This is a genomic window from Nonomuraea zeae (genome assembly GCF_005889725.1).
Classification (GTDB): Bacteria; Actinomycetota; Actinomycetes; order Streptosporangiales; family Streptosporangiaceae; genus Nonomuraea; species Nonomuraea zeae.
Map to the genome: position 1 here is coordinate 1 of NZ_VCKX01000207.1, position 22,730 is coordinate 22,730.

At 72.6% G+C, this 22,730-nt stretch carries 16 protein-coding genes; 8 read left to right on the plus strand and 8 right to left on the minus strand.

Features of this window, described 5'->3' with window-relative positions; all coding sequences use genetic code 11:
* Positions 1-69: 69 nt before the first annotated feature.
* Positions 70-2,598, minus strand: a complete 2,529-nt coding sequence (locus tag ETD85_RS43385; RefSeq protein ID WP_206059242.1) for a DNA gyrase/topoisomerase IV subunit A — start codon at positions 2,596-2,598, stop codon at positions 70-72.
* A 168-nt stretch (positions 2,599-2,766) separates the two neighbouring features.
* Between ETD85_RS43385 and ETD85_RS43390 the strand changes: the two genes are divergently transcribed.
* Positions 2,767-3,588, plus strand: coding sequence for a TauD/TfdA dioxygenase family protein (locus tag ETD85_RS43390; RefSeq protein ID WP_138695674.1), 822 nt, complete (start codon positions 2,767-2,769; stop codon positions 3,586-3,588).
* Positions 3,589-3,712: 124 nt separating this feature from the next.
* Complete coding sequence (locus ETD85_RS43395; protein WP_170247156.1) at positions 3,713-5,863, plus strand: RecQ family ATP-dependent DNA helicase; 2,151 nt, start codon at positions 3,713-3,715, stop codon at positions 5,861-5,863.
* Between the two features lie 3 nt (positions 5,864-5,866).
* Here ETD85_RS43395 and ETD85_RS43400 read toward each other — a convergent pair whose 3' ends face one another.
* Both ETD85_RS43400 and ETD85_RS43405 read right to left on the minus strand, forming a co-directional pair.
* On the minus strand, positions 5,867-8,587 hold the full coding sequence (locus tag ETD85_RS43400; protein ID WP_138695675.1) for an ABC transporter substrate-binding protein: 2,721 nt from the start codon (positions 8,585-8,587) through the stop codon (positions 5,867-5,869).
* Between the two features lie 125 nt (positions 8,588-8,712).
* Positions 8,713-9,555, minus strand: a complete 843-nt coding sequence (locus ETD85_RS43405) for an oxidoreductase (protein WP_138695676.1) — start codon at positions 9,553-9,555, stop codon at positions 8,713-8,715.
* Between the two features lie 68 nt (positions 9,556-9,623).
* On the opposite strand from ETD85_RS43405, the gene ETD85_RS43410 reads away from it, so the two are divergent.
* A complete protein-coding gene (locus ETD85_RS43410) occupies positions 9,624-10,289 on the plus strand; it encodes a helix-turn-helix domain-containing protein (RefSeq protein WP_138695677.1) in 666 nt (221 codons plus the stop codon).
* A 4-nt stretch (positions 10,290-10,293) separates the two neighbouring features.
* On the opposite strand, the gene ETD85_RS43415 is transcribed toward ETD85_RS43410, so the two are convergent.
* Positions 10,294-11,187, minus strand: coding sequence for a carbohydrate kinase family protein (locus tag ETD85_RS43415; protein WP_138695678.1), 894 nt, complete (start codon positions 11,185-11,187; stop codon positions 10,294-10,296).
* A 168-nt stretch (positions 11,188-11,355) separates the two neighbouring features.
* Between ETD85_RS43415 and ETD85_RS43420 the strand changes: the two genes are divergently transcribed.
* The 4 genes from ETD85_RS43420 (at position 11,356) to ETD85_RS43440 (ending at position 17,548) form a co-directional block, all read left to right on the plus strand.
* Complete coding sequence (locus ETD85_RS43420; RefSeq protein ID WP_240779819.1) at positions 11,356-14,202, plus strand: bifunctional acetate--CoA ligase family protein/GNAT family N-acetyltransferase; 2,847 nt, start codon at positions 11,356-11,358, stop codon at positions 14,200-14,202.
* 115 nt (positions 14,203-14,317) lie between these two features.
* The gene (locus ETD85_RS43430; protein WP_138695679.1) at positions 14,318-14,908 is read left to right on the plus strand and encodes a DUF5998 family protein; all 591 of its coding nucleotides are present in this window, start codon (positions 14,318-14,320) and stop codon (positions 14,906-14,908) included.
* Between the two features lie 670 nt (positions 14,909-15,578).
* Positions 15,579-16,691, plus strand: a complete 1,113-nt coding sequence (locus ETD85_RS43435) for an alkaline phosphatase family protein (RefSeq protein ID WP_240779820.1) — start codon at positions 15,579-15,581, stop codon at positions 16,689-16,691.
* On the plus strand, positions 16,688-17,548 hold the full coding sequence (locus ETD85_RS43440) for a sulfurtransferase (RefSeq protein WP_138695681.1): 861 nt from the start codon (positions 16,688-16,690) through the stop codon (positions 17,546-17,548). The genes ETD85_RS43435 and ETD85_RS43440 overlap by 4 nt, the downstream gene beginning before the upstream one ends.
* Before the next feature lie 82 nt (positions 17,549-17,630).
* On the opposite strand, the gene ETD85_RS43445 is transcribed toward ETD85_RS43440, so the two are convergent.
* From ETD85_RS43445 to ETD85_RS43460, 4 genes are all read right to left on the minus strand, one after another.
* Complete coding sequence (locus tag ETD85_RS43445) at positions 17,631-20,144, minus strand: CHAT domain-containing protein (RefSeq protein WP_138695682.1); 2,514 nt, start codon at positions 20,142-20,144, stop codon at positions 17,631-17,633.
* A 185-nt stretch (positions 20,145-20,329) separates the two neighbouring features.
* A complete protein-coding gene (locus ETD85_RS43450; protein WP_138695683.1) occupies positions 20,330-20,776 on the minus strand; it encodes a hypothetical protein in 447 nt (148 codons plus the stop codon).
* Positions 20,773-21,309, minus strand: coding sequence for an RNA polymerase sigma factor (locus ETD85_RS43455; RefSeq protein WP_240779821.1), 537 nt, complete (start codon positions 21,307-21,309; stop codon positions 20,773-20,775). The genes ETD85_RS43450 and ETD85_RS43455 overlap by 4 nt, the downstream gene beginning before the upstream one ends.
* Positions 21,310-21,382: 73 nt before the next feature.
* Positions 21,383-22,396 (minus strand): S8 family peptidase, encoded by a 1,014-nt coding sequence (locus ETD85_RS43460; protein WP_138695684.1) that lies wholly within the window; start codon positions 22,394-22,396, stop codon positions 21,383-21,385.
* 175 nt (positions 22,397-22,571) lie between these two features.
* On the opposite strand from ETD85_RS43460, the gene ETD85_RS43465 reads away from it, so the two are divergent.
* Positions 22,572-22,730: DUF3145 family protein (locus ETD85_RS43465; RefSeq protein WP_138695685.1), on the plus strand; the 159-nt coding region annotated here is incomplete at its 3' end.

Sequence of the window (22,730 nt, forward strand, 5' to 3'; positions counted from 1 at the left end):
GCTGAGGCCCGCCGGACCCCCGCCGCCCCTCAGGAGAGGAGGCGACGGAGGTCGGCGGCTGTCACGATGTCAGAGCGGCTGGTCGTCCTCGGATGATCCGGCGTCCTGCCCCGTGCCCTTCGTGGTCAGCAGGGACTCGGGGGTGGAGGCGAGGGCGCCGCCGACCGCGCCGATGGTGTGCGTCAGGCGGACCCCCGAGCCGTCCCTGCGCCCGATCTCCTCGGGCAGCGGCACCGGCTTGCCCACCGCCGAGACCGCCTTGGCGGGCGCCGGCCCGGCCCAGGCCAGGAGCAGCTCGTCCTCGCCCTTCAGGAACCGCTGGGCGCGCACCCCGCCCGTGGCCCGCCCCTTGGCGGGGAACTCGGCGTAGTCGGAGACCTTGCCGCCTCCGACCTGCGTGCCGGGCAGCGCGGTCGAGGACCCGGCGACCGTGACCACCTGCGCGGGCTGTTCGGGGTCGACGACGCCGAACCAGATCACCCTGGCCCCGTCGTCCAGCCGGATCCCCGCCATGCCGCCCGCCGGACGGCCCTGTGGCCGCACCAGCGCGGCCGAGAAGCGCAGGAGCTGCGCGTCGGTGGAGATGAACACCAGGTCGTGCGCTTCGGACACCAGCTCGGCCGCGCCCACGACGCTGTCGCCGTCCTTCAGCGTGATCACTTCGAAGTCGTCGCGGTTGGCCGGATAGTCGGGCACCACCCGTTTGACCACGCCCTGCGCCGTGCCCAGGGCCAGGCCGGGGCCGTCGGGGTCGAGGGAGCCCAGGCCGACCACCTTCTCGTCGGGCTGCAACGAGACGTATTCGGAGACCGGGTGCCCGCCCGACAGGGACGGCGGGTTGGCCGAAGGCGGCAGCGTCGGCAGGTCCACGACCTGGACCCGGATCAGCCGGCCGAGCGAGGTCACCACGCCGACCTCACCGCGTACGGAGGTGCGTACGACGGAGACCAGCACGTCGTGCGCGGTGCGATCACCCTCGCCGGCCAGCGGCGTGGCGTCGGAGGTGCGGGCCAGCAGGCCGGTCGAGGACAGCAGTGCCAGGCACGGGTCGTCGGCCACCTGCAGGTCCACCACGGCGGTGCGGGTGACGCCGGGCGCCTCCAGCAGGACGGTGCGGCGCGGCGTGGCGTATTTCTTGGCCACCTCGGCCAGCTCGCTTGAGACCACCTGGCGCAGCTTGGCCTCCGAGGACAGGATCTCGGAGAGCGCGGCGATCTCCTCGCTCAGCGTCTGCTTCTCGCGGTCGAGCTCCAGCTTGTCGAACCTGGTCAGGCGGCGCAGCGGCGTGTCGAGGATGTAGGCGGCCTGGATGTCGGTCAGCTCGAACACGTCCATCAGGCGTGTGCGGGCCTGCCCCGAGTCATCGGATGAGCGGATGACCTGGATGACCTCGTCGATGTTCAGCAGCGCGATGATCAGGCCGTCGACCAGGTGCAGGCGCTCCTCGCGCTTGCGGCGGCGGAACTCGGACCTGCGGCGCACGACCTCGAGCCGGTGGTTGACGTAGACCTGGAGCAGCTCGCGCAGCCCGAGGGTGCGCGGCTCGCCGTCGACCAGGGCGACGTTGTTGATGCCGAAGGTCTCCTCCATCGGCGTCAGCCGGTAGAGCTCCTCCAGGACGGCCTCGGGGATGAAGCCGTTCTTGATCTCGATGACCAGCCGCAGGCCCTTGTGGCGGTCGGTGAGGTCTTTCAGGTCGGCGATGCCCTGCAGCTTCTTGCTGGTCACCAGCTCCTTGATCTTGGTGACCACGCGCTCGGGGCCGACGTTGTAGGGGAGCTCCGTGACGATGATGCCCTTGCGGCGCGGGGTGATCTGCTCGACGGCGCACTTGGCCCGCATCCGGAACGTGCCGCGCCCGGTCTCGTAGGCGTCCCGCACGCCCTGCAGCCCGATGATCGAGCCGCCGGTCGGCAGGTCGGGGCCCGGCACGAACCGCATCAGCTCGTCGAGCGTCGCGTCGGGCTTCTTGATCAGGTGGCGGGCGGCGGCCACGACCTCGGCGAGGTTGTGCGGGGCCATGTTGGTCGCCATGCCGACCGCGATGCCGGTCGTGCCGTTGACCAGCAGGTTGGGGAACGCCGACGGCATGACCGTGGGCTCGGTCTCCTGGCCGTCGTAGTTGGGCTTGAAGTCGACGGTGTCCTCGTCGAGCGACTCGACCATCAGCATCGCCGCCGGGGCCAGCCTGGCCTCGGTGTAACGCATGGCGGCGGGCATGTCGTCGGGCGAGCCGAAGTTGCCGTGGCCGTCGGCGAGCGGCAGCCGCATGGAGAACGGCTGCGCCAGGCGGACGAGGGCGTCGTAGATCGCCGTGTCGCCGTGGGGGTGCAGCTTGCCCATGACGTCGCCGACGACGCGCGAGCACTTGACGTGGCCCCGGTCGGGGCGCAGGCCCATCTCGCTCATCGAGTAGAGGATGCGCCGCTGCACCGGCTTGAGGCCGTCACGAGCGTCGGGCAGGGCCCGCTGGTAGATCACCGAGTAGGCGTACTCGAGAAAGCTCGTGCGCATTTCTGAGGAGACGTCGATATCGACGATCCGCTCCTCGAAATCCTCGGGCGGGGGTGCAGTCGTGCGTCGGGCCATGTCGAACATTGTGCCGAAGGTAATTGGGTGCCCGCGACTCGTTGCCCTGACGAGTCCCGGCTGATCCTCTTCGCGGGCCCCCGGGAGCCGGGCGGAAGTGACGTACGAGTTGCTTGACCAAGCAATTGCTTGGGCATTATTTTCGCAGTATCGTTCACCCCCGTCTCCGGAGGCGTCATGATCGAGTTCCATCCCGTGACCAAGCACATCGGCGCCGAGGTCACCGGGGTCGATCTGCGCAAGCCGCTGTCGCAGGAAGAGGTCGCGACCCTGCGGGCGGGCTGGCTCAAGCACCTCGTGCTGTTCTTCCGCGACACGGAGCTCGACGACGAGCAGCACCTGCAGTTCGCCCTGAACTTCGGCACGCTCAACCACCCCGCGTTCAAGAAGGACTCCGACAGCCCCATCCACGTGCTCGACCAGACCTCCCCGAAGGGCGAGGGCGGGGACGAGTGGCACAGCGACAACACCTTCGAGCCGACGCCGCCGATGGGCTCGCTGCTGCGCTGCGTCCAGCTGCCCAGCGTGGGCGGGGACACGTGCTGGGCGAACACGTACCTGGCCTACGAGACGCTCTCCCCGTGGCTGCAGCGGCTGTGCGACGAGCTGACGGCCGAGCACGACATCACGATGTCGATGAAGAAGGCGATCTCGAAGGGGCATCCGTTCGACCTGGCCGAGGTCCAGGCTAAGTGGCCGCCGGTGCAGCGTCCCGTGGTGCGCGTGCACGCCGAGACCGGGCGCAAGGCCCTCTTCGTCAACCGCGCGTCCACGACCCGCCTCGTGGGGCTCACCGACCGGGAGAACGAGGCGCTGCTGCCCATGCTGATCGACCACATCAGGTCGCCGGAATATCAGCTCCGGCTCCGGTGGCGGCCCGGCACGCTCGCCTTCTGGGACAACCGCCCGACCCAGCACTACGCGGTCGCCGACTACACCGAACGCCGCCGCATGCATCGCGTCACCATCAACGCCTTCCCCGAGCACGCGGATCGCTAGGGCCTTTTTCTCCGCGAGCCGATCCCGTTCCCGCCGTACGGGATGGGTTGTTTGAGGGATCTTGGAGGCGGTCGTACGCGCATGCGGGCGTATTTCGTCGGGGAAAGCTGGTAACAAGGAGGGCATGATTGAAGCCCCCGATGTGGCGATGCTGCGCGAAGAGGCCGAGGAGCGGTTGCGGGCGCTGGCGGGCGACCACGCCGTGCTCCGTGACGACCAGTGGGCCGCGATAGAGGCACTCGTCGTCGACCGCCGCCGAGTGCTCGTCGTGCAGCGCACCGGCTGGGGCAAGTCGGCCGTCTACTTCGTGGCCACCGCCCTGCTCCGCGAGCTGGGCGAGGGCCCCACGGTCATCGTCTCGCCGCTGCTGGCGCTCATGCGCAACCAGATCGCCGCCGCCGAGCGCGCGGGCATCCGGGCCGTCACGATCAACTCCGCCAACCCCGAGGCGTGGGAGGAGGTCTACGGCCAGGTCGCCGACGGCCTGGTCGACGTGCTGCTCGTCAGCCCCGAGCGGCTCAACAACCCCGACTTCCGCGACAACGTGCTGCCCGAGCTGGCCGAGAGCGCCGGGCTCGTGGTGGTGGACGAGGCCCACTGCATCTCCGACTGGGGCCACGACTTCAGGCCCGACTACCGCAGGCTGGCCACGCTGTTCGAGGAGCTGCCCCCGGGCATCCCCGTCCTCGCCACCACCGCCACCGCCAACGCGCGCGTCACCCGCGACGTGGCCGAGCAGATGCGGCTGCCCGGCGATCGCGACCGGGGCGACGGCGCCCCGGATGACGGCGAGCTCCGGTCCGGCGCCGGCGACACGCTCGTCCTGCGCGGGCCGCTGGAGCGCGAGAGCCTGCACCTCAGCGTCGTCCGCCTGGCCTCCGCCGAGCAGCGGCTGGCCTGGCTGGCCCAGACGCTCCGCGAGCTGCCCGGCTCGGGCATCGTCTACACCCTCACCGTGGCCGCCGCCCACGAGATCGCCGGCTACCTGCGCGAGCAGGGGCTGGAGGTGGCCGCCTACTCCGGGCAGACCGATCCGGCCGAGCGGCTGGCGGCCGAGGAGGCGCTGCTCGAGAACAAGATCAAGGCGCTGGTCGCGACGAGCGCGCTTGGCATGGGGTTCGACAAGCCCGACCTGGGGTTCGTGGTCCACGTCGGGGCGCCGCAGTCGCCCGTGGCCTACTACCAGCAGGTGGGCCGGGCCGGTCGCGGTGTCGAGCGGGCCGAGGTGATCCTGCTGCCCGGCACCGAGGATCGCGATATCTGGGCCTATTTCGCTTCGCTGGCCTTCCCGCCCGAGGCCGTCGTGCGCACCACGCTCCAGACCCTCGAAGAGCGCGGCCTCATGTCCACCCCCGCGCTGGAGACCGCCGTCGACCTCAGCCGCAGCCGGCTGGAGATGATGCTCAAGGTCCTCGACGTCGACGGCGCGGTCAGGCGGGTCAAGGGCGGCTGGGAGGCCACCGGCGAGCCCTGGGCCTACGACGCCGACCGCTACGGCCGCATCGCCGCCGAGCGCAGGGCCGAGCAGGAGGCCATGCTCGGCTACCTGACGACGTCCGAGTGCAGGGAGCAATACCTGCGCCGGCATCTCGACGACGAGAGCGCCACGCCGTGCGGCCGCTGCGACAACTGCACCGGCCGGCACCGCTCCGCCGACATCGGCGCGCAGGCCGTCGAGAGCGCCCGCGAGCGGCTGAGCAGGCCCGGCGTCGAGATCGAAGCCCGCAAACAGTGGCCGACCGGGCTGTCCGACCTGTCCGGGCGGATCAAGCCCGAGCTGGGCGCCGAGCCGGGCAGGGCGCTCGGCCGGCTGACCGACATCGGGTGGGGCAACCGGCTGCGCGAGCTGTTCGCCGGGGACGACGGGCCGATGGCCGACGACATGTTCAAGGCCGTGGTGCAGGTGCTGTCGGCCTGGGACTGGCGCGAGCGGCCGGTCGCCGTGGTCAACGTGCCGTCGGCGACGCGGCCGAAGCTCGTACGCGGGTTCGCCGAGCGGCTCGCGCAGGTCGGGCGGCTGTCCTACCTGGGCGAGCTGGGCTATCGGGCGGGGCCGCCCGGGCAGCAGTTCAACAGCGCCAAGCGGGTGCAGGCGATCAGGGGCACGCTGGCCATGCCGAAGGACCTCGGCGCGGCCATCGCCGGGTGCGGCGGACCGGTCCTGCTCCTCGACGACCGGATCGACACGGGGTGGACGATGACGCTGGCCGCGGCGCTGGTGCGCCACGCGGGCGCCCCGGCCGTGCTGCCGCTGGCCCTGGCCACCACCTCCTGACCGCTACGGCCGCACGCCCATCGTGAGCAGGTCGTAGGCGCCGAAGACCGGGCTCACGTGGACGTTCGCCGCGTTCCGGCCGCGCAGCAGGAGCGGGCTCTGCCACGCCAGCGGGACGAGCACGGCGTCCTCGGCCACGGCCGCCTCCACCGCCGTCCACCCGGCGGCCCGGCGGGCGGGGTCGAGCTCGGTCTTGGCCTGGTCGATGAGCGTGTCGATCCGCGGGTCGCGCACGCTCACGTTGACCGAATACTCCTGCTCGGCGATCTCCCTGCTGTCCACCAGCAACGACAGGAACGCCTCGGGATCGGGCCAGTCGGGCGCCCAGCTCTTGGCGATCAGGCCCACCTTGTTCGTCTTGAGGTAGCTGGGGCTGCCGCCGTATTTGCGGTGGAAATCCACGAGCGGGACACGTTCGAGCTTGACCTCGATGCCCGCCTCGTGGAGTGAGGAGCGCACGATCTCGGCCGCGCGCACCTCCGCGGGCAGGTCGCGGTAGAGGTAGACGCCGGAGAACCCGGTCGGGTGCCCGCACGCCTGCAGCGACTTCCTGGCGGCCGCCGGGTCGCCGCCGGCCCTGAGGTTCGGGTCAGGCGCGCGGCGGCCGGCGATCGTGGGCGGCAGGAGTGACGTGGGGGCCGGATGCTGCTCGGTTCCGTAGGCCGTGCGCAGGGCGTTCAGGTCGAGAGCCTGGATGACGGCCCGGCGGCAGTCCGCGTTGTCGAACGGCGGCACCTGGGGGTTGATCGCCAGCATCCGGACGGTGGTGGTCAGGGGCGCGTCCGCCCGCTCCTTGAGCGCCGGGTCGCCGAGGACGCCGGCCGCCTCCTCCGGCAGGACGCCCGGGCCGGCGTCGGCGGTGCCGGCTTTGAGCCGCTGGGTGGCCTCGGCGGAGGAGACCTCGTACTCGACCTCGTAGCGGTCGGGGAGCGGCCTGCGGTTGGGGTCGGTCGCGGCGTCCCACCCGGTGTTGCGTACGAGCACGACCTTCTTGCCGGTCACGCTCTCCAGCTTGTAGGGGCCGGAGGAGACGACGTCGCTGCCGTACTTGTCGCGGGTGTCCTTCGCGGCCGGCACCGGGACGGTCTCCGGGAGCTGGGCGATCTGGTCGAACGCGGCGTAGGGGGACTTCAGGTGGAACACGATCGTGCGGTCGTCGGGCGTCGTGATGGCCGAGTCGGTGTTCACGGTTGAGGACTTGTAGGCGCCCTGGTAGCCGGCGGGGAGGTCGAGCAGGAAGTCGAAGTAGCTGGAGCCGTTGGACAGGCCGGCGTCCATGCTGCGGAGCACGGCGTGCTTGACGTCCTTGGAAGTGACCGCCGTGCCGTCCTGATATTTCACGCCTTGGCGGAGTTTGTAGGTCCAGGTCTTGCCGCCGTCGCTCGCCACCCCCAGCGAATCGGCCAGATCCGGTACGACCTGCGTGCCGCCGGCCCCCGGGACCGGCTTGAACATCGTCAGCGAACGCCCGTAGAGCCTGACGAGGTTCAGCGAGTCGGGCATGTACATGTCGCCCGGGTCGGTCGACTCCAGGGAGGTCGTGGAGACCACGCGTAATGTCCCGCCCTGCTTGGTGGACGGGCTCGCGACGGAGGCCACCGCCGCGCCGAACCCGCCGGCCGCCCCGGGGGCGACGGTGGGGCCGGCGGTCGGCTTGGGGTCCGGGACGAAAGGGGAGTTGCCCTGGAGGACCAGCCAGATCGTGACGCCCACCGTCAGGGTGGTGACGGCCGCGCCGATCGGGATCAGCACCTTACGCAGCCGCTTGGCAGGCGGGATGGTGGCCACCGGAAACGGCACGGGCGTCCCGGCCCCGCCCGGCCGGCCCCCAGGCGGGTGCGCCGCGCCGGGCCGTGCACCGGAGTCGCCGTGGACGTCGCCGACGGACCGCGAAGGCGGCACCCGCGGCGGCGGGGCGGTGCCGGCTCGGATCAGGTCCCTGATCAGCTGCTCGGCCGTGGGCCGGTAGCGATGGTCCTTGGCCAGCGAGGCCCACAGCAGCGGCGCGAGCTCCCCCGGCACGCCCGACAGGTCCGGATCCAGGTTCAGGATCCGGTGCATCACCACAGGGAGCGCCCCCTGCCCGAACGCCGGCCGCCCCGTCGCCGCGAACACCATGGTGCCCGCCCACGCGAACACGTCGCTGGCCGGCGACGCCTCCCCGAGGAACTGCTCGGGCGCCATGAACGCCGGCGTCCCCACGATCCCGGTCGTCATGCTCTGGCTGAGGTCGAGCGCCCGCGCGATCCCGAAGTCGATCACCCTCGGCCCGTCCGGCCCCAGGAGCACGTTGTTGGGCTTGAAGTCCCGATGCACCACCCCGGCCCCGTGAATGGCGACCAGCGCGGTGGCCGTGGTGATCGCCAGCCGCATCAGGGAGGCGCCCCGCACCGGCCCTTCCTTGGCGACGTGATCCTGCAAGGAGGGCCCGTCGACGTATTCGCCCACGATGAAGGGCTGATCGCGGACGGTCCCGACTTCAAGCACCCGCGCCGTGCAGAACTCCGCCACCCGCCGCGCCGCCTCGGCCTCGCGGCGGAAGCGGCGTACCGCCTGCTCGTCCTCGGCGAACCGGGCGTGCAGGAGCTTGATCGCGACCTGCTCACCGGAGGGGGAGACGCCCAGATAGACGCTGCCCTGGCCACCCTCGCCGAGGAAACCGGTGACCTCGTAGGAGCCAACCGACGCGGGGTCGCCTGGCCGCAACGGACGCACGCCCTGCATCCGGCTCCCTTGCTCGGGCCTATCCGACGCTATTTCAGGATCTATCCCACGATAGCGCCGTACGTTCCCTCAGGGGGCGGCTCAGGAAGTCCTCCGAAGGGTTGCCCGTGCTGCCCTGATCTCCGTCAGCTTCGCAGGTCGGACAGGTCCTCGTCGCTGAGGCTGAGAGCGTTCGCCGCGAGGTTCTCCTCCAGGTGGCCGAGCGTGCCGGTGCCCGGAATCGCCAGCACCGACGGCGACGTCGCCAGCAGCAGGGCGAGCTGCACCTGCGCCACGGTCGCGCCCAGGCGGGCCGCGACCTTGCCCAGCCGGTCGGTGTCGAGCGGGTTGCGGCCGCCGCCGAGCGGGAAGTACGGCACGTACGCGATCCCGGCCTCCTCGCACTCCGCCAGCAGCCCCATGTCGTCGGCGTGCTGGTTCTGCACCGCCGTGACGGGCGCGATCGCGCGGGCCTCGGCGAGCTGGGCGGCATCGACGTTGCTCACGCCCAGGTGCCGGATCAGCCCCTCGGCGCGGAGCTCGGCCAGCACCGCGAACCGCTCGGCGATCGACTCGCCGCCCGGCCCGGTCATCCCGCCCACCCGCAGGTAGACCAGGTCGAGCCGGTCCAGCCCGAGCGCGCGCAGATCCGCCTCGACCAGGCCGCGCAGCTGATCGGGCGTCGCCTGCTCGCTCGGCATGCCGCTCGGCCCGAGCAGCGGCCCGACCTTCGTCGCGATCACCAGGCCGTCAGGGTAGGGGGTCAGCGCCGTACGGATCAGCTCGTTGGCCCGCACCGCGCCCCTGCCGTAGAAGCCGGCGGTGTCGATGTGATTCACGCCCAGCTCCACGGCGCGCCGGAGCACCGCGATGCCGCTCTCCGGGGCTCGCGCCGGACCGCCGAAAGTGCCCATCGCCAGGCGCATCGCACCGAAGCCGAGCCGGTCGATGGTCAGGTCTCCGCCGAGGGAGAAAGTCTTGTCCGTCATAGGGCTCATGGTGTCCGCCGCCGCGCTGCCCGGCGAACTCGTGGCAGCTTGCTGCCAGACTGGGAGGTATGCGGAGCGAACAAGCGTTTTCCGTCCAAGGGGACGCCGAGCTGGTCGCCCGCGCCGGTCATCTCTTCGAGTCCACGCGGGACGAGTTCCTGTGCGCCGCCCGCGACCTCAAGACCTGGTCGCAGCCGGAGGCCAGGGCCGCGATCCGGAACCGGATGCGGGCCGCGGGCTCGACGGGCTTCACCTCGCGCAAGCTGCTCAGCCCGGTCGCGCTCGCCGACGAGGAGGCCCGCGCGCACCTGCGGCTGGTGCGGAACGAGGGGGCCGAGGTCCGGATCAGCGGCTCGCCGCTGCCGCACGAGACCATCCTCATCGACCGGCGGGTGATGATCCTGGCCGGCCGGGAGACCCCCAACGGCCGCGAGTACACCGTGACGACGTCGCAGACCCTGGTCGAAGGCGTCCACTCGCTGTTCGCCGCGCTCTGGGACAACTCCCTTGATCTCACCACTTATCTACGCAGCGACGTCCCGCACCTCGATGCCGACGGCCGCCTGATCCTCGAAGCCCTCAGCTCGGGGCTCACCGACGAATCGGCGGCCCGACGGCTGGGCGTCTCGCTGCGCACCTACCGGCGGCGGGTGGCCGAGCTGATGGCCAAGCTCGAGGCCGGCTCCCGCTTCCAGGCCGGGCTGCGCGCGGGCGAGCTGGGGCTGCCCCGCTGACCGCTCAGAACGGGGGACGCGCACCCAGATGCATGATCGCCTTGGCCGCCAGCCGGCAACCGGAGGCCAGCGCCTCGGCCGGCGGCTTGCCCTCCAGCCACGGCGGCAGGAACCCGGCGGAGAACGCGTCGCCCGCGCCCGTGCCGTCCACGATCTTGTCGACCGGCTCCGCGGCCACGTGCACCGGCTCGGGCCGGCCGTTGCTGAACCACAACGCGCCGTCGGCGTTCATCTTGATCACGACCTGCGGGAACCACGCTGTCAGCACCTTCGCGGCGGCCTCGGCGTCGTCGCGCCCGGTCAGCACCTTCGCCTGGTCGCTGTTGGCGAACAGCAGCTTGACCCCGTTGGTCCACTCCAGGAACGGCTCGGCTCCCGTGCGGTCCAGCGGCGCGGACGAGGCGCAGTCGACGGAGATCGACATCCCGCTGTGGCGCGCCATCTCGAGCGCCGCCAGGCCCGCGTCACGCGAGCCCTCGTTGATCAGCGTGTAGCCCGAAAGGTGCAGATGCGTGCCGGACGAGAACAGGTCGCGCGGCAGGTCCTCCGGCGACAGCGCCGCGTTGGCGCCCGGGTCGGAGAGCATCGTGCGCTCGCCCTTGTGCGTGACGAGCACCACGCAGGTGCCGGTCGGCCGCTCGGGATCCATGACGAGCCGGGCGTCCACGCCGTAGCCCATCAGCTCCATGTCGCGGTTGCGCCCCGTGATGTCGGCGCCCCTGCGGCCGATGAAGGCCACTTCGGCGCCCTCGACGGCGAGCCACGAGGCGATGTTCGCCCCGGAACCCCCGCCGTGCATGGTCACGATCGCCGGGGTGTCGCTCGCCCTGGCGAGCGCATAACGGGCGCGCGCGACCGCGTCGGTCATGAGATCGCCCACCACGACGACCCGCGTCATGATGTCACCACCTTGCTGCCTTCAGAACGAGCCTGGCCACGGCAAAACTAACAGCTTCCGGGCTGCCCGTGGGGCGGACCCATCACACCGGGCAGCAGTCGATGCACAAGCGTTGCCCAACAGCCCCCCTGGTCTTGGCATTTGGGATGCGGGTTTACGCTCGACACTGTGGAGGCACAATATCCGGCCCACTGGGAGGCCGATGTCGTCCTGGCCGACGGTGGCACCGCGCACGTTCGTCCGATCAAGCCCGCCGACGCGGATCGCCTCCGTTCGTTCTACTCACGCCTGTCCGACGAGTCGATCTATTTCCGGTTCTTCGGTCCCCGGCCGCGGCTGTCCGACCGGGAAGTCACGCGGTTCACGAACGTCGACTACGTCGATCGGGTGGCGCTGATCGCCACCATCGGCACCGAGATGGTGGCGGTGATCCGTTACGACCGCATCGGGCCGGGCGAGGCCGAGGTGGCCTTCCTCGTCGAGGACGCCCACCAGGGCAGGGGAGTGGCCTCCGTGCTCCTGGAGCACCTGGCGGCCACGGCCCGCGAGCACGGCATCGAACGCTTCATCGCCGACGTCCTGCCCGCCAACATGCGGATGACGGGCCTGCTGCGCCAGGCCGGTTACACGGCCCAGAGCCAGTTCGAGGACGGCGTCGTACGCATGACGCTCGACCTCACCCCCACCGACACCTCCGCCGAGGTGACGGCGGCCCGCGAGCACCGGGCCGAGGCCAGGTCCATCGCCAGGCTGCTGACCCCCGGCTCGGTCGCGGTCGTCGGCGCCTCGCGGGAGCCGGGCGGCGTCGGCCAGACCGTCCTTCGCAACCTGCTGGCCGCCGACTTCACCGGCCCCGTCTATCCGGTGCACCGCGAGGTGCGCGCGGTGGCGGGCGTGCGGGCCTATCCGAGCGTGACCGCGATCGACGGCGACGTGGACCTGGCCGTGGTGGCCGTGCCCGCCGAGAGCGTGATCGACGTGGTCAAGGAGTGCGCGGAAAAGGGGGTACACGGGCTGATCGTGGTCTCCTCGGGGTTCGGCGAGACCGGCGCGGAAGGCAGGGCCAGGCAGGACGAGCTGGCCCGCCTCGCCCGCTCCTACGGACTGCGCGTCGTGGGCCCCAACTGCCTCGGCATCGCCAACACCGATCCGGCCGTCAAGCTCAACGCCACCCTCGCCGCCACCGTGCCGGGCAGGGGCAAGGTGGGCTTCTTCAGCCAGTCGGGCGCGCTCGGCACCGCGCTGCTGCAGCGGGTCGCCCAGCGCGGCATGGGCATCTCGTCGTTCGTCTCCGCGGGCAACCGGGCCGACGTGTCGGGCAACGACCTGCTCCAGTACTGGGAGGAGGACGACTCGACCGAGGTGATCCTGCTCTACCTGGAGTCGCTGGGCAATCCGCGCAAGTTCACCCGGCTGGCCAGGCGCACCGCGCGCACCAAGCCCATCGTGGTGGTCAAGAGCGGCGGCACCCCGGCCGGGCACTCGGCCGAGGAGCTCGGGCTGCCCGACTCGGCGATCAGCTCGCTGTTCGCGCAGGCGGGGCTGATCAGGGTCGACGACCTCATCCAGCTCTTCGACGTGGGCCAGCTCCTGGCCTACCAGCCGCTGCCGGCCGGTCCGCGGGTCGCGCTCGTGACCAACTCCGACGCGCTCGGCCTGCTCGCCGCCGACGCCTGCCTGGCCGCGGGCCTGGAGCCCCGCCCGCCCGTCAACCTCGGCCCGGCCGCCGGGCCCGCCGAATACGGCACGGCGCTCGCCGGCGAGCTGTCCTCCGCCGACGTGGACGCCGCCGTCGTGATCTACATGCCGCCCATTCCTGGCAAGACGGACGAGGTGGCCGCCGAGCTGCTGCGCGTCTCGAAGGACGCCGCCAAGCCGGTGCTCACGACGTTCCGCGGGCATCTGGGCATGCACCCGGCACTGCGCGTGACCTCGCCGTCCGGGGCCGCCTCTGGCCCGACGCCGTCGCGCGGCTCCATCCCGTCGTACGCGGCGCCGGAGGAGGCGGTGCGGGCCCTGGCCCACGTGGTCCGGTACGCGACGTGGCGCGCGCACCCGGCGGTGCCGCCGCCCGAGCTCGACGACCTCGAAGCCGACCGCGCCAGAGCCCTGGTCCACGCCACCCTCTCCACCCCCGCCAACCTCTCGCCGGCCGCCGCGGACTCCGCGCCAGGGCCCGCGGACGCCGCACCCTCTTCCGCGGCCCCCGCGACAGGGCCTGCGGACCCTTCTACAACAGGAGCCGCAGCCTCTTCACCCGCGCCCGCCGACTCCTCCACCGGTCCCGGTGAGCCCGCCTCGGCGGCCGCCCCTGCGCCGGTGTCCAGCGTGTTCGCGGAGCCCGGGCCGCCGGTCGAGATCGACGCCACCGAGCTGCTGTCCTGCTACGGCCTGACCGTCTGGCCGTCCGAGGTGGTGCGCTCGCCCGACGAGGCGGTCGCCGCCGCCGAGCGCCTCGGCTGGCCCGTGGTGCTCAAGGTGGCCGATCCGGGGGCCTCGCGCCGCGCGGGCACCGTGCGCCTGGGGCTGACCGGCCCGGAGATGATGTGCCACGCGTACGCCGGGTTCGCCGACCAGCTCGGGGAAGAGGTCGAGCTGGCGGTGCAGCGCATGGCGCCGCAGCCCGCCGTGCCGACCGTGGTGGGCGTCATCGAGGACCAGGCGTTCGGTCCCGTGGTCTCGTTCGGGCTCGGCGAGGTGACCGCGCGGCTCCTGCTCGACCAGGGGTTCCGCCTCGCCCCGCTGACCCGGGAGGACGCCGCGGCCCTGGTGCGGTCCGTACGGGCGGCCCCGCTGCTCTTCGGCGAGTACGGCTACCCGCCCGTCGCGGTGGACGCCCTCGAAGATCTTCTCGTACGCGTCGGCCGCCTCGCCAACGACCTGCCGGAGCTGGCCCGTCTGGACCTGGACCAGGTCCTCGTGGGTGAGTCGAGCGTCATCATCCTCGGCGCCAGGGCCACCCTGCGCACCCCCGCGGGCCCGCGGCTGGACGGGGGACCGCGCCGGCTTTCCTGATCCGCTCTCAGCGAATGAAGTGAACCTATGTACACAGTGATACCTGGATAAAAGACGTTATAGAGCGTTATATCTGGCGGGTGAGTGCACTGCCTGCTCCTGGCAGGATGGAGCCATGAGGGAAACCCGAGTCTCAGCCGCGGGCCTGCGTGAAGCGATCGAGCGCAGCGGCTACTACCCCGACCTCGTCACCGATGCGGTCGAATCCGCGCTGGGCAAGGAAGCTGTGACCGCGTTCGTGGTCCATCACGAGGCCACCTTCGATCCGGCGATGGAGGTCCGCCGGCATGTCACCGTCCTGGTGCTGTCGACGTCGCGGCTGCTGGTCTGCCACACCGACGAGCACCCGGCGGTGGAGGGCGTCTCGACGTCCCACGCCTCCACGACCACCGAGGCCGTGCGCCTGAGCCGGGTCCAGTCGGTCGCCGTCACCCGCGTGGTGCCCGACCCCGCCTCCTACGTCCCGGGCGTCCCTCCCACCGAGGCGACGCTCACGATCGGCTGGGGCGCCATCTCCCACGTGGACCTGGAGCCGGCCACGTGCGGCGACGAAAACTGCGAGGCCGACCACGGTTACACGGGCGCGATCACGGCCGACGACCTGTCGCTCAGGGTCAGCGAGGCGGCCGACGGCCCGGAGGCGGTCACCCACGTCCTGGCCTTCGCCAAGGCCCTGTCCGAAGCGACGGCCCGCGCCACCTCCTGACCGCGACCGGCAGCTCACCCGACGGGCCACGGCGAGGACCTCCCGACCCCCTGCAGGCCCGGCCCACCAGGGCGGCATACGTGCGCCCTGTCCCGCGACGTCTCGGCCGGGCTCGGCCCGTCGCGCATGCGCACGCCGCCGGCGCGGTCCGCCGCCCGCCGTCCGTGCCCGGCAAGCACTGCCGCCCCTGCTCGAAAGCACGCCTTCGAGCGCGCCTTGACACCGTGCGGGCGCGCGACGAGGACACCACCCACGACCAGGGGCTCCCGCTTCCACCGTCCCCACACCGGCATCCCCTCTGCACCGGTGCGGCGCGGGAGAGCCCGCGCCGGGGAGCGGCCGGGCCGGCTCTCGACGCCCGTGAACGCCGCCCACCCGGCCCGCGCGACAGGGTGGCAACGGCGACTGCCTGGCGCTGGTCACCCGGCCCTGCGCGACAGGGTCGCACCGGCGACTGCCTGGCTCTGCGTGACAGAGGATCGAGGTCTGGCGGGCGACGCCCACGGCCCGCAACGCGGCCAAGGACCCACCCGGCCGTGCGCTCGAAATCCCGTGAGCCTTCACCACCGGCCAGGGCAGACGGAGACCGGCGACGGCGAGTGCGGGTGACCAGGCGCGGCCGTACCGACAAGAAAGCGCACATAGATCGCCGAGGTCTAGGATGAGAGCCATGCTGGTGCCTGGGTACGGCGGCGGGTCGCTGGCGGATCTCCCCGGTTCGCTGCTGGCGGCGCTGGGCCTGCGCGAGCCCAACCCGCTCGCCCTGCGGCCCGCCGAACGCGTCTGCCTGTTCCTGGTCGACGGCCTCGGCGCCGACCTGCTGCGGGCCCATGCCGATGTGGCCCCCTTCCTGGCCGGGCTGGCCGGCCGCACGCTCACCGCCGGGTTCCCCGCCACCACCGTCACCAGCCTGTGCTCGCTGGGCACGGGCCTGACACCGGGCGAGCACGGCATGGTGGGGCTGATGCTGGCCGTGCCGGGCACCGGGCACCTGTTCAACTGCCTGCGCTGGCGGCTGCCCGCCGGCATGGAGGCGATGGACCCCGACGAGTGGCAGCCCGCCACGACCGTCTACCAGCGCGCCGTCCAGGCCGGGATCGACTCCGTCTACGTCGGCCCCGGCGAGTTCGAGGGCACCGGGCTGACCAGGGCCGTCTACCGGGGCGCGCGCTACGCCGCCGCCGAGACCGTGGACGAGCGCGTCGCCCGCGTGCACGAGGCGATGCAGGCGCGCCCCGCACACGTCACCGTCTACTACGGGGACCTGGACGCGGCCGGGCATCTGGCGGGCTGGGGCAGCGAGGAGTGGCTGCGGCAGCTCGGCATCGTCGACGACATGGCGCAGCGGCTCGCGGAGGGGCTGCCGCCCGGCTCCGCCCTCTACGTCACCGCCGACCACGGCATGGTCAACGCCACCGAGAAGATCGACGCCGAGAGCGTTCCCGAGCTGGCCGAAGGGGTGGCGCTGCTCGGCGGCGAGGCCCGGGCCAGGCACGTCTACGCCGAGCCGGGAGCGGCCGAGCAGGTGCTGGAGGCGTGGCGTGCGACCCTGCACGGGAAAGCCTGGGTAGTGTCCAGGCAGGAGGCGGTCGAGTCGGGCTGGTTCGGGCCCCGGGTGCGTGACGCCTGGCTCGAACGGATCGGCGACGTCGTGGCCGTCCCCTACACCGACCTGGCCATCACCGCTCCCAAGGCCCACCGGATCGAGGCTCTGTTCACCGGATACCACGGTTCGCTGACGGAGGCCGAGCAGCACGTTCCGCTCCTGGAGGTACACACGTGACGAGCCCGCTGATCACCCCGGCCGAGCTGGCCGCGCTCGAAGACGCGCGGGTGCTCGACGTCCGCTGGCGGCTGGGCGGGCCGCCCGGGGTGGAGCTCTATCGCGAGGGGCACATCGAGGGCGCCGTCTACTGCGACCTGGACACCGATCTCGCGGCCCCGCCCGGGCCGGCCGGGCGGCATCCGCTGCCGGAGGCGGGCGCGTTCCAGACCGCGATGCGGCGGCTGGGGGTGTCGGACGGGCAGCCCGTGGTGGTCTATGACGACGCCGGGTCCACGGTGGCCGCCCGCGCCTGGTGGGCGCTGCGCTACTTCGGCCATCAGGACGTCCGGGTGCTCGACGGCGGGTTGTCCGCGTGGCAGGAGGCGGGCTTGCCGACGGTGAAGGAGCCGTCCGGCGTGCCGTCGTCCGGCGTCTCGTCGTCCGGCAGCGGGGTGTCCGGTGTCCCCGAGGGTGATTTCACGGCTCGTCCGGGCGGCATGCCGGTGCTCACGGCCGATGAGGCGTCGGCGCTGGCCTCCCACGGCGTGCTGCTCGACGCCAGGGCGGCCGAGCGCTACCGGGGCGAGGTCGAGCCGGTCGATCCGGTCGCCGGGCACGTTCCCGGGGCCGTCAGCGCGCCGACGGCGGCCAACACCGGCCCCGACGGGAGGTTCCTCGACCCGGCCGCGCTGCGGGCCCGGTTCGCCGCGCTGGGCGTCGGCGAAGGGGTGCAGGCCGGCGCCTACTGCGGTTCCGGCGTGACGGCCGCCCACGAGGTGCTGGCGCTGGAGGTGGCGGGCCGGTCCGCCGCGCTCTACGTGGGCTCCTGGTCCAACTGGGTCGCCGACCCCACAAGACCCGTCGCCACCGGCTGAACCCCAGCCCGCCCCCAGGAAGCCGCAGGCCCCTGGCATGGCGCGGATGCCCCGGGGTGTGCCCCGCTGGTGCCGTGCGGGTCTAGTACAGGGGCAGGTTGCCGGCGCCGAAGCAGGTGAACTCGATCACGCCCGTCTTGGCCGCGGCGCACGCCAGCGCCGCGTCCGGCGGCTGACCCGCCGCGACGAGCTCGTGGAACATGCCCATCACCACCCGCGCCGCCTCATCCTGCACCGGCACCATGCCGGCCACCACGCACGACGTCCCCTTGGACAGGAACGTCCCGGGCAGCCCCAGCGGCGCCCCCTCCATCGGCGTCGTGGACATCCCGGAATTGCACGCCGACAGCACCACCAGCCCGGCCGAACGCGACACGTTCAACAGGTCGTAGGCCATCAGCGACCGGTCCTCCAGCGTGATCCCCGACACCAGCGGACTGCGCGCGTGGAACACCCCGTGCGCGGCCAGGTGCAGCACGTCGGCCACCTCCAGGGCCTCCAGCACCGCCTCGGTCCGCCCGGGCGCCTCCCGCCCGTCCGGATGGCAGGCGAGTACGTGCGCCACCTCCTCCTGCGCATGCGACAGCCCGGGACCGGCGGCGGCGACCACCAACGGGGTCCGCCTCCTGCGGCCCGCGAGCTCCCCGGCCCGCACCCAGGCGGACGCGCTGGCCGCCACGCTCACCGGGCGTTCGCGCAGGCACGGCAACGCCCCCCACGGCAGCGTGTGGAGCGCTCCCACCGGCACCACGACGAGCGGCCGGTCGCCGAGCTCGGCCAGCAGCGGGCGCAACAGCAGGCGTTCGAGCTCGACGGCCGCCGCCTCGATCCCGGCCGCGTCGCCCTGCCTGCGCAGCGCGTAACGCAGCCTGAGGATCGCCTCCTTGACGGGGACGAGGTCGCCCAGCCGCCGCACCAGCAGCCGTTCCGGCGTGATCAGCACGGCCAGCAGCGCGTTCTCGCCGGTCACGTACTCCACCAGGGCCCCGCGCCCCAGCCCGGCCCGCACCCGTTCGGGATCCACCGGCGCGCAGGCGTGCGCGGGCGCGGCGACCGCCCGCCACCGCTCGGCCCACTCGAACACCTCGCCCGGGCAGCCGTCGCGCACCGCCAGCCCCAGCCCGAACGCGGCCAGCCGCTCCCCGGCCCGGGCCGCGTAGGCGCGCAACGACGGGTCGTCGAACGTCTCCACCTGCTCACCGACCTCGGCCAGCCCGTCGTTGACCGCGCGGAAGGCCCCCGGGACGTCCTCCTGGAGGGCCGCCTCCAGCGCGAGCGCGTGCTGCCGGACGGGCACGGGGATCTGCGGGCCCTGAGCCAGCTTCCTGGCCTGCAGCTCCGAGCCCAGCGAGGTGAGCCGGGTGCCGGCCGGCATCCACCGCTCGTCGCGCTGCGCGTGCCGGGTGAGCCGGGCGAGCTGGGCGGAGGCCGTCGGGTGATCGTCCACGGCGAGCGCCGCCTCGGCCGCCGTCAGCCGCAGGGCCGCCGCCCCCGCCAGGTTCGCGACGCCGTCCTCCAGCTCGTCGGCGCACGAGATCAGCTCGGTGATCAGCGCGGGCGAGGTGGGCTCGAGCACCAGCCGGGCGCGCAGCACCACCTCCCTGGCCAATGGCAGCCACGACGCCCGCTCCTGTGCCGCGAGCTCGGCCGCCGCCTGCTCGGCGACCTGGCGGGCCCGGTGCGGGTCGCCGGTGAGCAGCTCCACCTGGGCCAGCTTCAGCCGTGCCTCGGCCAGCGCCACGTGCGCGCCCGACGCCTCCAGATCGGGTACGGCCAGGCTCAGCATGGCCCTGGCCTCGCCGGGAAGGTGGGCGGCCAGCAGGGCGCCGGCGAAGTCGGCCCGCATCGTGGCCATGCGCTCGGGGTAGCCGAACAGCGTTTCCTCGGCCTCGCGGTAGTGCTTGAACGCCGCGGCGACGTCGCCCCGCCGGACCGCGAGAAAGGGCAGGTTGGCGGCGGCCAGGCGGGCCAGGTGCCGCAGGCCGGCGTGCCCGGCGATCTGCAGGCAGGCCGTCAGGTCGCGCATGGCGGCGTCCCAGTCGCCGCGGCAGGAGTGGACGAGCCCGCGGTTGAGCAGCCCGCCCGCCAGGAACCTGCGGTCGTCGATGGTGCCGGGCGCGGCCACCAGGGCCCGCAGCGCCCGGTCGCAGGAGGCGATGGCCTCCTGGTGGCGGCCGAGATGGGCCAGGGCGACCGCGCGCTGGGTGTCGAGCTTGGCGCGATCCAGCGGGGGCAGGTAGGCCCAGGCCAGGGCGGCCACGCGCAGGGCCTGCAGGGGGTGGCCGCGCTCGGTGCGTACGGTGACCAGGGAGAGCCGGGCCTGGGCCAGCCGGTGCGGCGGGGCGCCCACGGTGCCGATGGCCTCGCGGAGCAGGCGTTCGGCGTCTTGGAGGTCACCCAGCTCGCGGGCGGCCAGCGCCATCGCTCTGAGGGACATGACCTCGGCCTCCGGAGCGCGGGCGCGGCGGGCCGCCGCGAGCACGACGCGGCCGGCGTGCAGGGCCTGCTCGGGGTCGACCAGGGACCGCATCATGGCGGCCTCGGCCGCCGCGATCAGCGGGTCGAGGTCCCAGGGCGATGACGATGTTGCGCTCATGGCGGGCCTTGGCGGAGACGGCCGGGGAGGGGCGCGGGGTCGGAGCTGTGCGCGAGCACGGGGGCGAGGCGGTGTGGGTGCACGGGGTCGGAGCTGTGTAGGGGCACGAGGTCAAGGCGGGGTGGATGCACGAGGTCGAAAGCTGTGCGCGAGCACGGGGTCGAGGTGGCGTGGGGGGCATCAGGTCAGGGCCTGATGCGTACCCACCTGGTCTGGACGGGGGCGTGGCCGGGGCGGTGGCACACGACGCTGAGCCAGCCCGGCGGCAGCCCGGTGGCGGCGAAATGGCCGGTGTGGGCGATGCGCCTGGTGAGGGTCAGATGCGGGGTGCGGACGTCGACGAGGGCGCCCTCTCCCGGGTAGGGGAAGACCTGCCCCGCGACGTCGATGAGACCGTCGCCCACCGTCACCTCCAGGTCGAAGGTGAGGCCGGCCGCGACGAAGCGCACCAGGTGGGAGCCGTCGTCGTCACGCACGCCGCGGATCGCGGCGCACTCGGCGGGGTTGGCGGTGACCGCCCGGGGGACCCGGAGCCCGTAGACGTCGCGCGCGGCGGCGGACACGTGACTGGGGATCGGATCGTTCCCGGCGGCGAGCCGGAGTGCCGCCAGGAAGTATTCGTCGTTGATCATTGCGCCGTCTCCTGTATCGAGATCAGAGTGCGCAGTTTTTCCAGGCAGCGCGCCCGGGTCGGGCCGACGCTGCCCATGGGCAGGCCGAGTCGCGCCGCCATCTGCTGGCTCCCGAGATCGATGGCGACCAGCTGAAGGAGAGTGCGGCACGGCTCGTGCAGGGTGGAGACCGTCTTCCAGAGCAGGCGCCGGTCGTCGGCCTCCAGGACGGCCGACGCGGGGTCGGGGTCGTCGACGACCTCGTAGGAGACGACTCCGGTGCGCTCCTTGCGCAGGAGCAGGAGGGCCTCCCGGCGTACGGTGGTCGTGAGCCAGCCGCCCACTCTCGCCGGATCTCTGATGCTCTGCAGATGCTGGAGCAGGCGCAGCCAGGAGCCCTGGACCGCGTCGGCGGCGTCGGAGTGGCTCAGGCCGCACGCGCGGGCCACGGCCCACATGCGCGGCCCGAACGTCGACTCGAGCGTCTCCCAGGCCGATCGGTCGCCGTCGGCCGCCGCTACGAGCAGCTCCGCTGGATCGCGTGGATCGTGCAATGCGGCCTCCCTTCGTCCGGCACGGAGAGGCGATCATGCCTCCTCGTGATTGCCTGAGGACTGAGCGTAAACTCTACAGACTCGCCGGGACGAGAACTCCCAGATCGGGAATTTGCCGGGCCGTCTCGGAGTCGAGCAGTCGCTTCGCCGCCTCTTTGGCCGGCTCGTCCCTGGCCGCGTCGGCGATGGCCCCGGCCACCAGCGCGGTGGCGAAGGACGTGCCGCTCCACGCCGCGTAGCCGGCGAAGTCGCCCGAGTCGAGGAAGCTGCTGGCCAGCCAGTCGCCGCGGGCGCAGGCGTCCACCCAGGTCCCGTAGCCGGAGAAGGGCGCCCTGTGCTGCTCCGTGGCGTCCACGGCGGCCACGCCCACGGCGCTGGGGAGCGCCGCGGGCCAGAACGGGCGGTCGGAGGCGGTGTTGCCGGCGCAGGCCACCGCCACGGTGCCGGTCAGCCCGGCGATGGCGTCGGACAGCAGCGGGGGCGGCCGGTCGTCGAAGGAGTGGCCGCCGAAGGACAGGTTGAGCACGTCCGGCGGGCGCTCGCGCATGCGGTGCAGCGCGCGTACCACGGTCGCCTCGTCGGTGAGCCCGTCACCGTCGAGCACCCGGCTCACGCGCAGCGCCGCGCCGGGCGCCCGCCGCGCCAGCAGGCCGGCGATGAACGTCCCGTGGCCCGCCTGCGTCCCCTCGTGCGCGTCGGCCTCCTCGGGGCCGAGCCGGGCGTACCAGTCGGTGCCGGACCACCACGGGTGCTTGGTGACGCCCGTGTCGAGGAGCCCGATGACCACGTCCGTGCGGGACCTGCCCGGTCTGAACCCGATGGGCGGGGTGGGGAAGGGCCTGGACGCCGGGCCGCCGAAGAACAGCGGCTGGCCGCGGAGCACGTGGTTGGGCGACGCTCTGAGGCCCTGCTCGCGCAGCTCCGCCGTGACCTCGCAGGGATCGGTCCCGGCCGACAGGTGGATCACGCAGACGCCGTCCGCCTCCGAGACCGCCTGGGTCCAGCGTGCCGCGGCGGACAGCGCCGACCGGTCGGTCAGGATCTGACCTGGCCGGATGAACGCCTCGCCGACTGATTGGAGTTCCATGAGCGGGTATGTTTCCCCGCTCGCCGAACTGTCACGTGCCACTCCCGCACCAACTTGGTATGGCCCCCCTCTGGTGCCGGGTAGCGACCGACGGTAGTCTCTCCCTAGTCACTTGTGATCATCCCAGGACGAGGCCGTTGGGGAAGGCGCACCTCGTACCGAAACGGGAGGTCCGGTGTCTGCTCGTGGCGTCCTTTACGTCCACTCGGCTCAGCCCGCGCTGTGCCCTCACATCGAATGGGCAGTCGCGGGTGTCCTTGGCGTGCCCGTAGATCTGACGTGGACTCCGCAACCCGCCGCGCCCAACGTCGTGCGCGCACAGGCGGAGTGGGAG

Excerpts from the sequence above, each read along its gene's own strand:
- ETD85_RS43385 (WP_206059242.1), bottom strand. The coding sequence starts at position 2,598 with ATGTTCGACATGGCCCGACGCACGACTGCACCCCCGCCCGAGGATTTC.
- ETD85_RS43390 (WP_138695674.1), top strand. The coding sequence starts at position 2,767 with ATGATCGAGTTCCATCCCGTGACCAAGCACATCGGCGCCGAGGTCACC.
- ETD85_RS43395 (WP_170247156.1), top strand. The coding sequence starts at position 3,713 with ATGATTGAAGCCCCCGATGTGGCGATGCTGCGCGAAGAGGCCGAGGAG.
- ETD85_RS43400 (WP_138695675.1), bottom strand. The coding sequence starts at position 8,587 with ATGCAGGGCGTGCGTCCGTTGCGGCCAGGCGACCCCGCGTCGGTTGGC.
- ETD85_RS43405 (WP_138695676.1), bottom strand. The coding sequence starts at position 9,555 with ATGACGGACAAGACTTTCTCCCTCGGCGGAGACCTGACCATCGACCGG.
- ETD85_RS43410 (WP_138695677.1), top strand. The coding sequence starts at position 9,624 with ATGCGGAGCGAACAAGCGTTTTCCGTCCAAGGGGACGCCGAGCTGGTC.
- ETD85_RS43415 (WP_138695678.1), bottom strand. The coding sequence starts at position 11,187 with ATGACGCGGGTCGTCGTGGTGGGCGATCTCATGACCGACGCGGTCGCG.
- ETD85_RS43430 (WP_138695679.1), top strand. The coding sequence starts at position 14,318 with ATGAGGGAAACCCGAGTCTCAGCCGCGGGCCTGCGTGAAGCGATCGAG.
- ETD85_RS43435 (WP_240779820.1), top strand. The coding sequence starts at position 15,579 with ATGCTGGTGCCTGGGTACGGCGGCGGGTCGCTGGCGGATCTCCCCGGT.
- ETD85_RS43445 (WP_138695682.1), bottom strand. The coding sequence starts at position 20,144 with ATGAGCGCAACATCGTCATCGCCCTGGGACCTCGACCCGCTGATCGCG.
- ETD85_RS43450 (WP_138695683.1), bottom strand. The coding sequence starts at position 20,776 with ATGATCAACGACGAATACTTCCTGGCGGCACTCCGGCTCGCCGCCGGG.
- ETD85_RS43460 (WP_138695684.1), bottom strand. The coding sequence starts at position 22,396 with ATGGAACTCCAATCAGTCGGCGAGGCGTTCATCCGGCCAGGTCAGATC.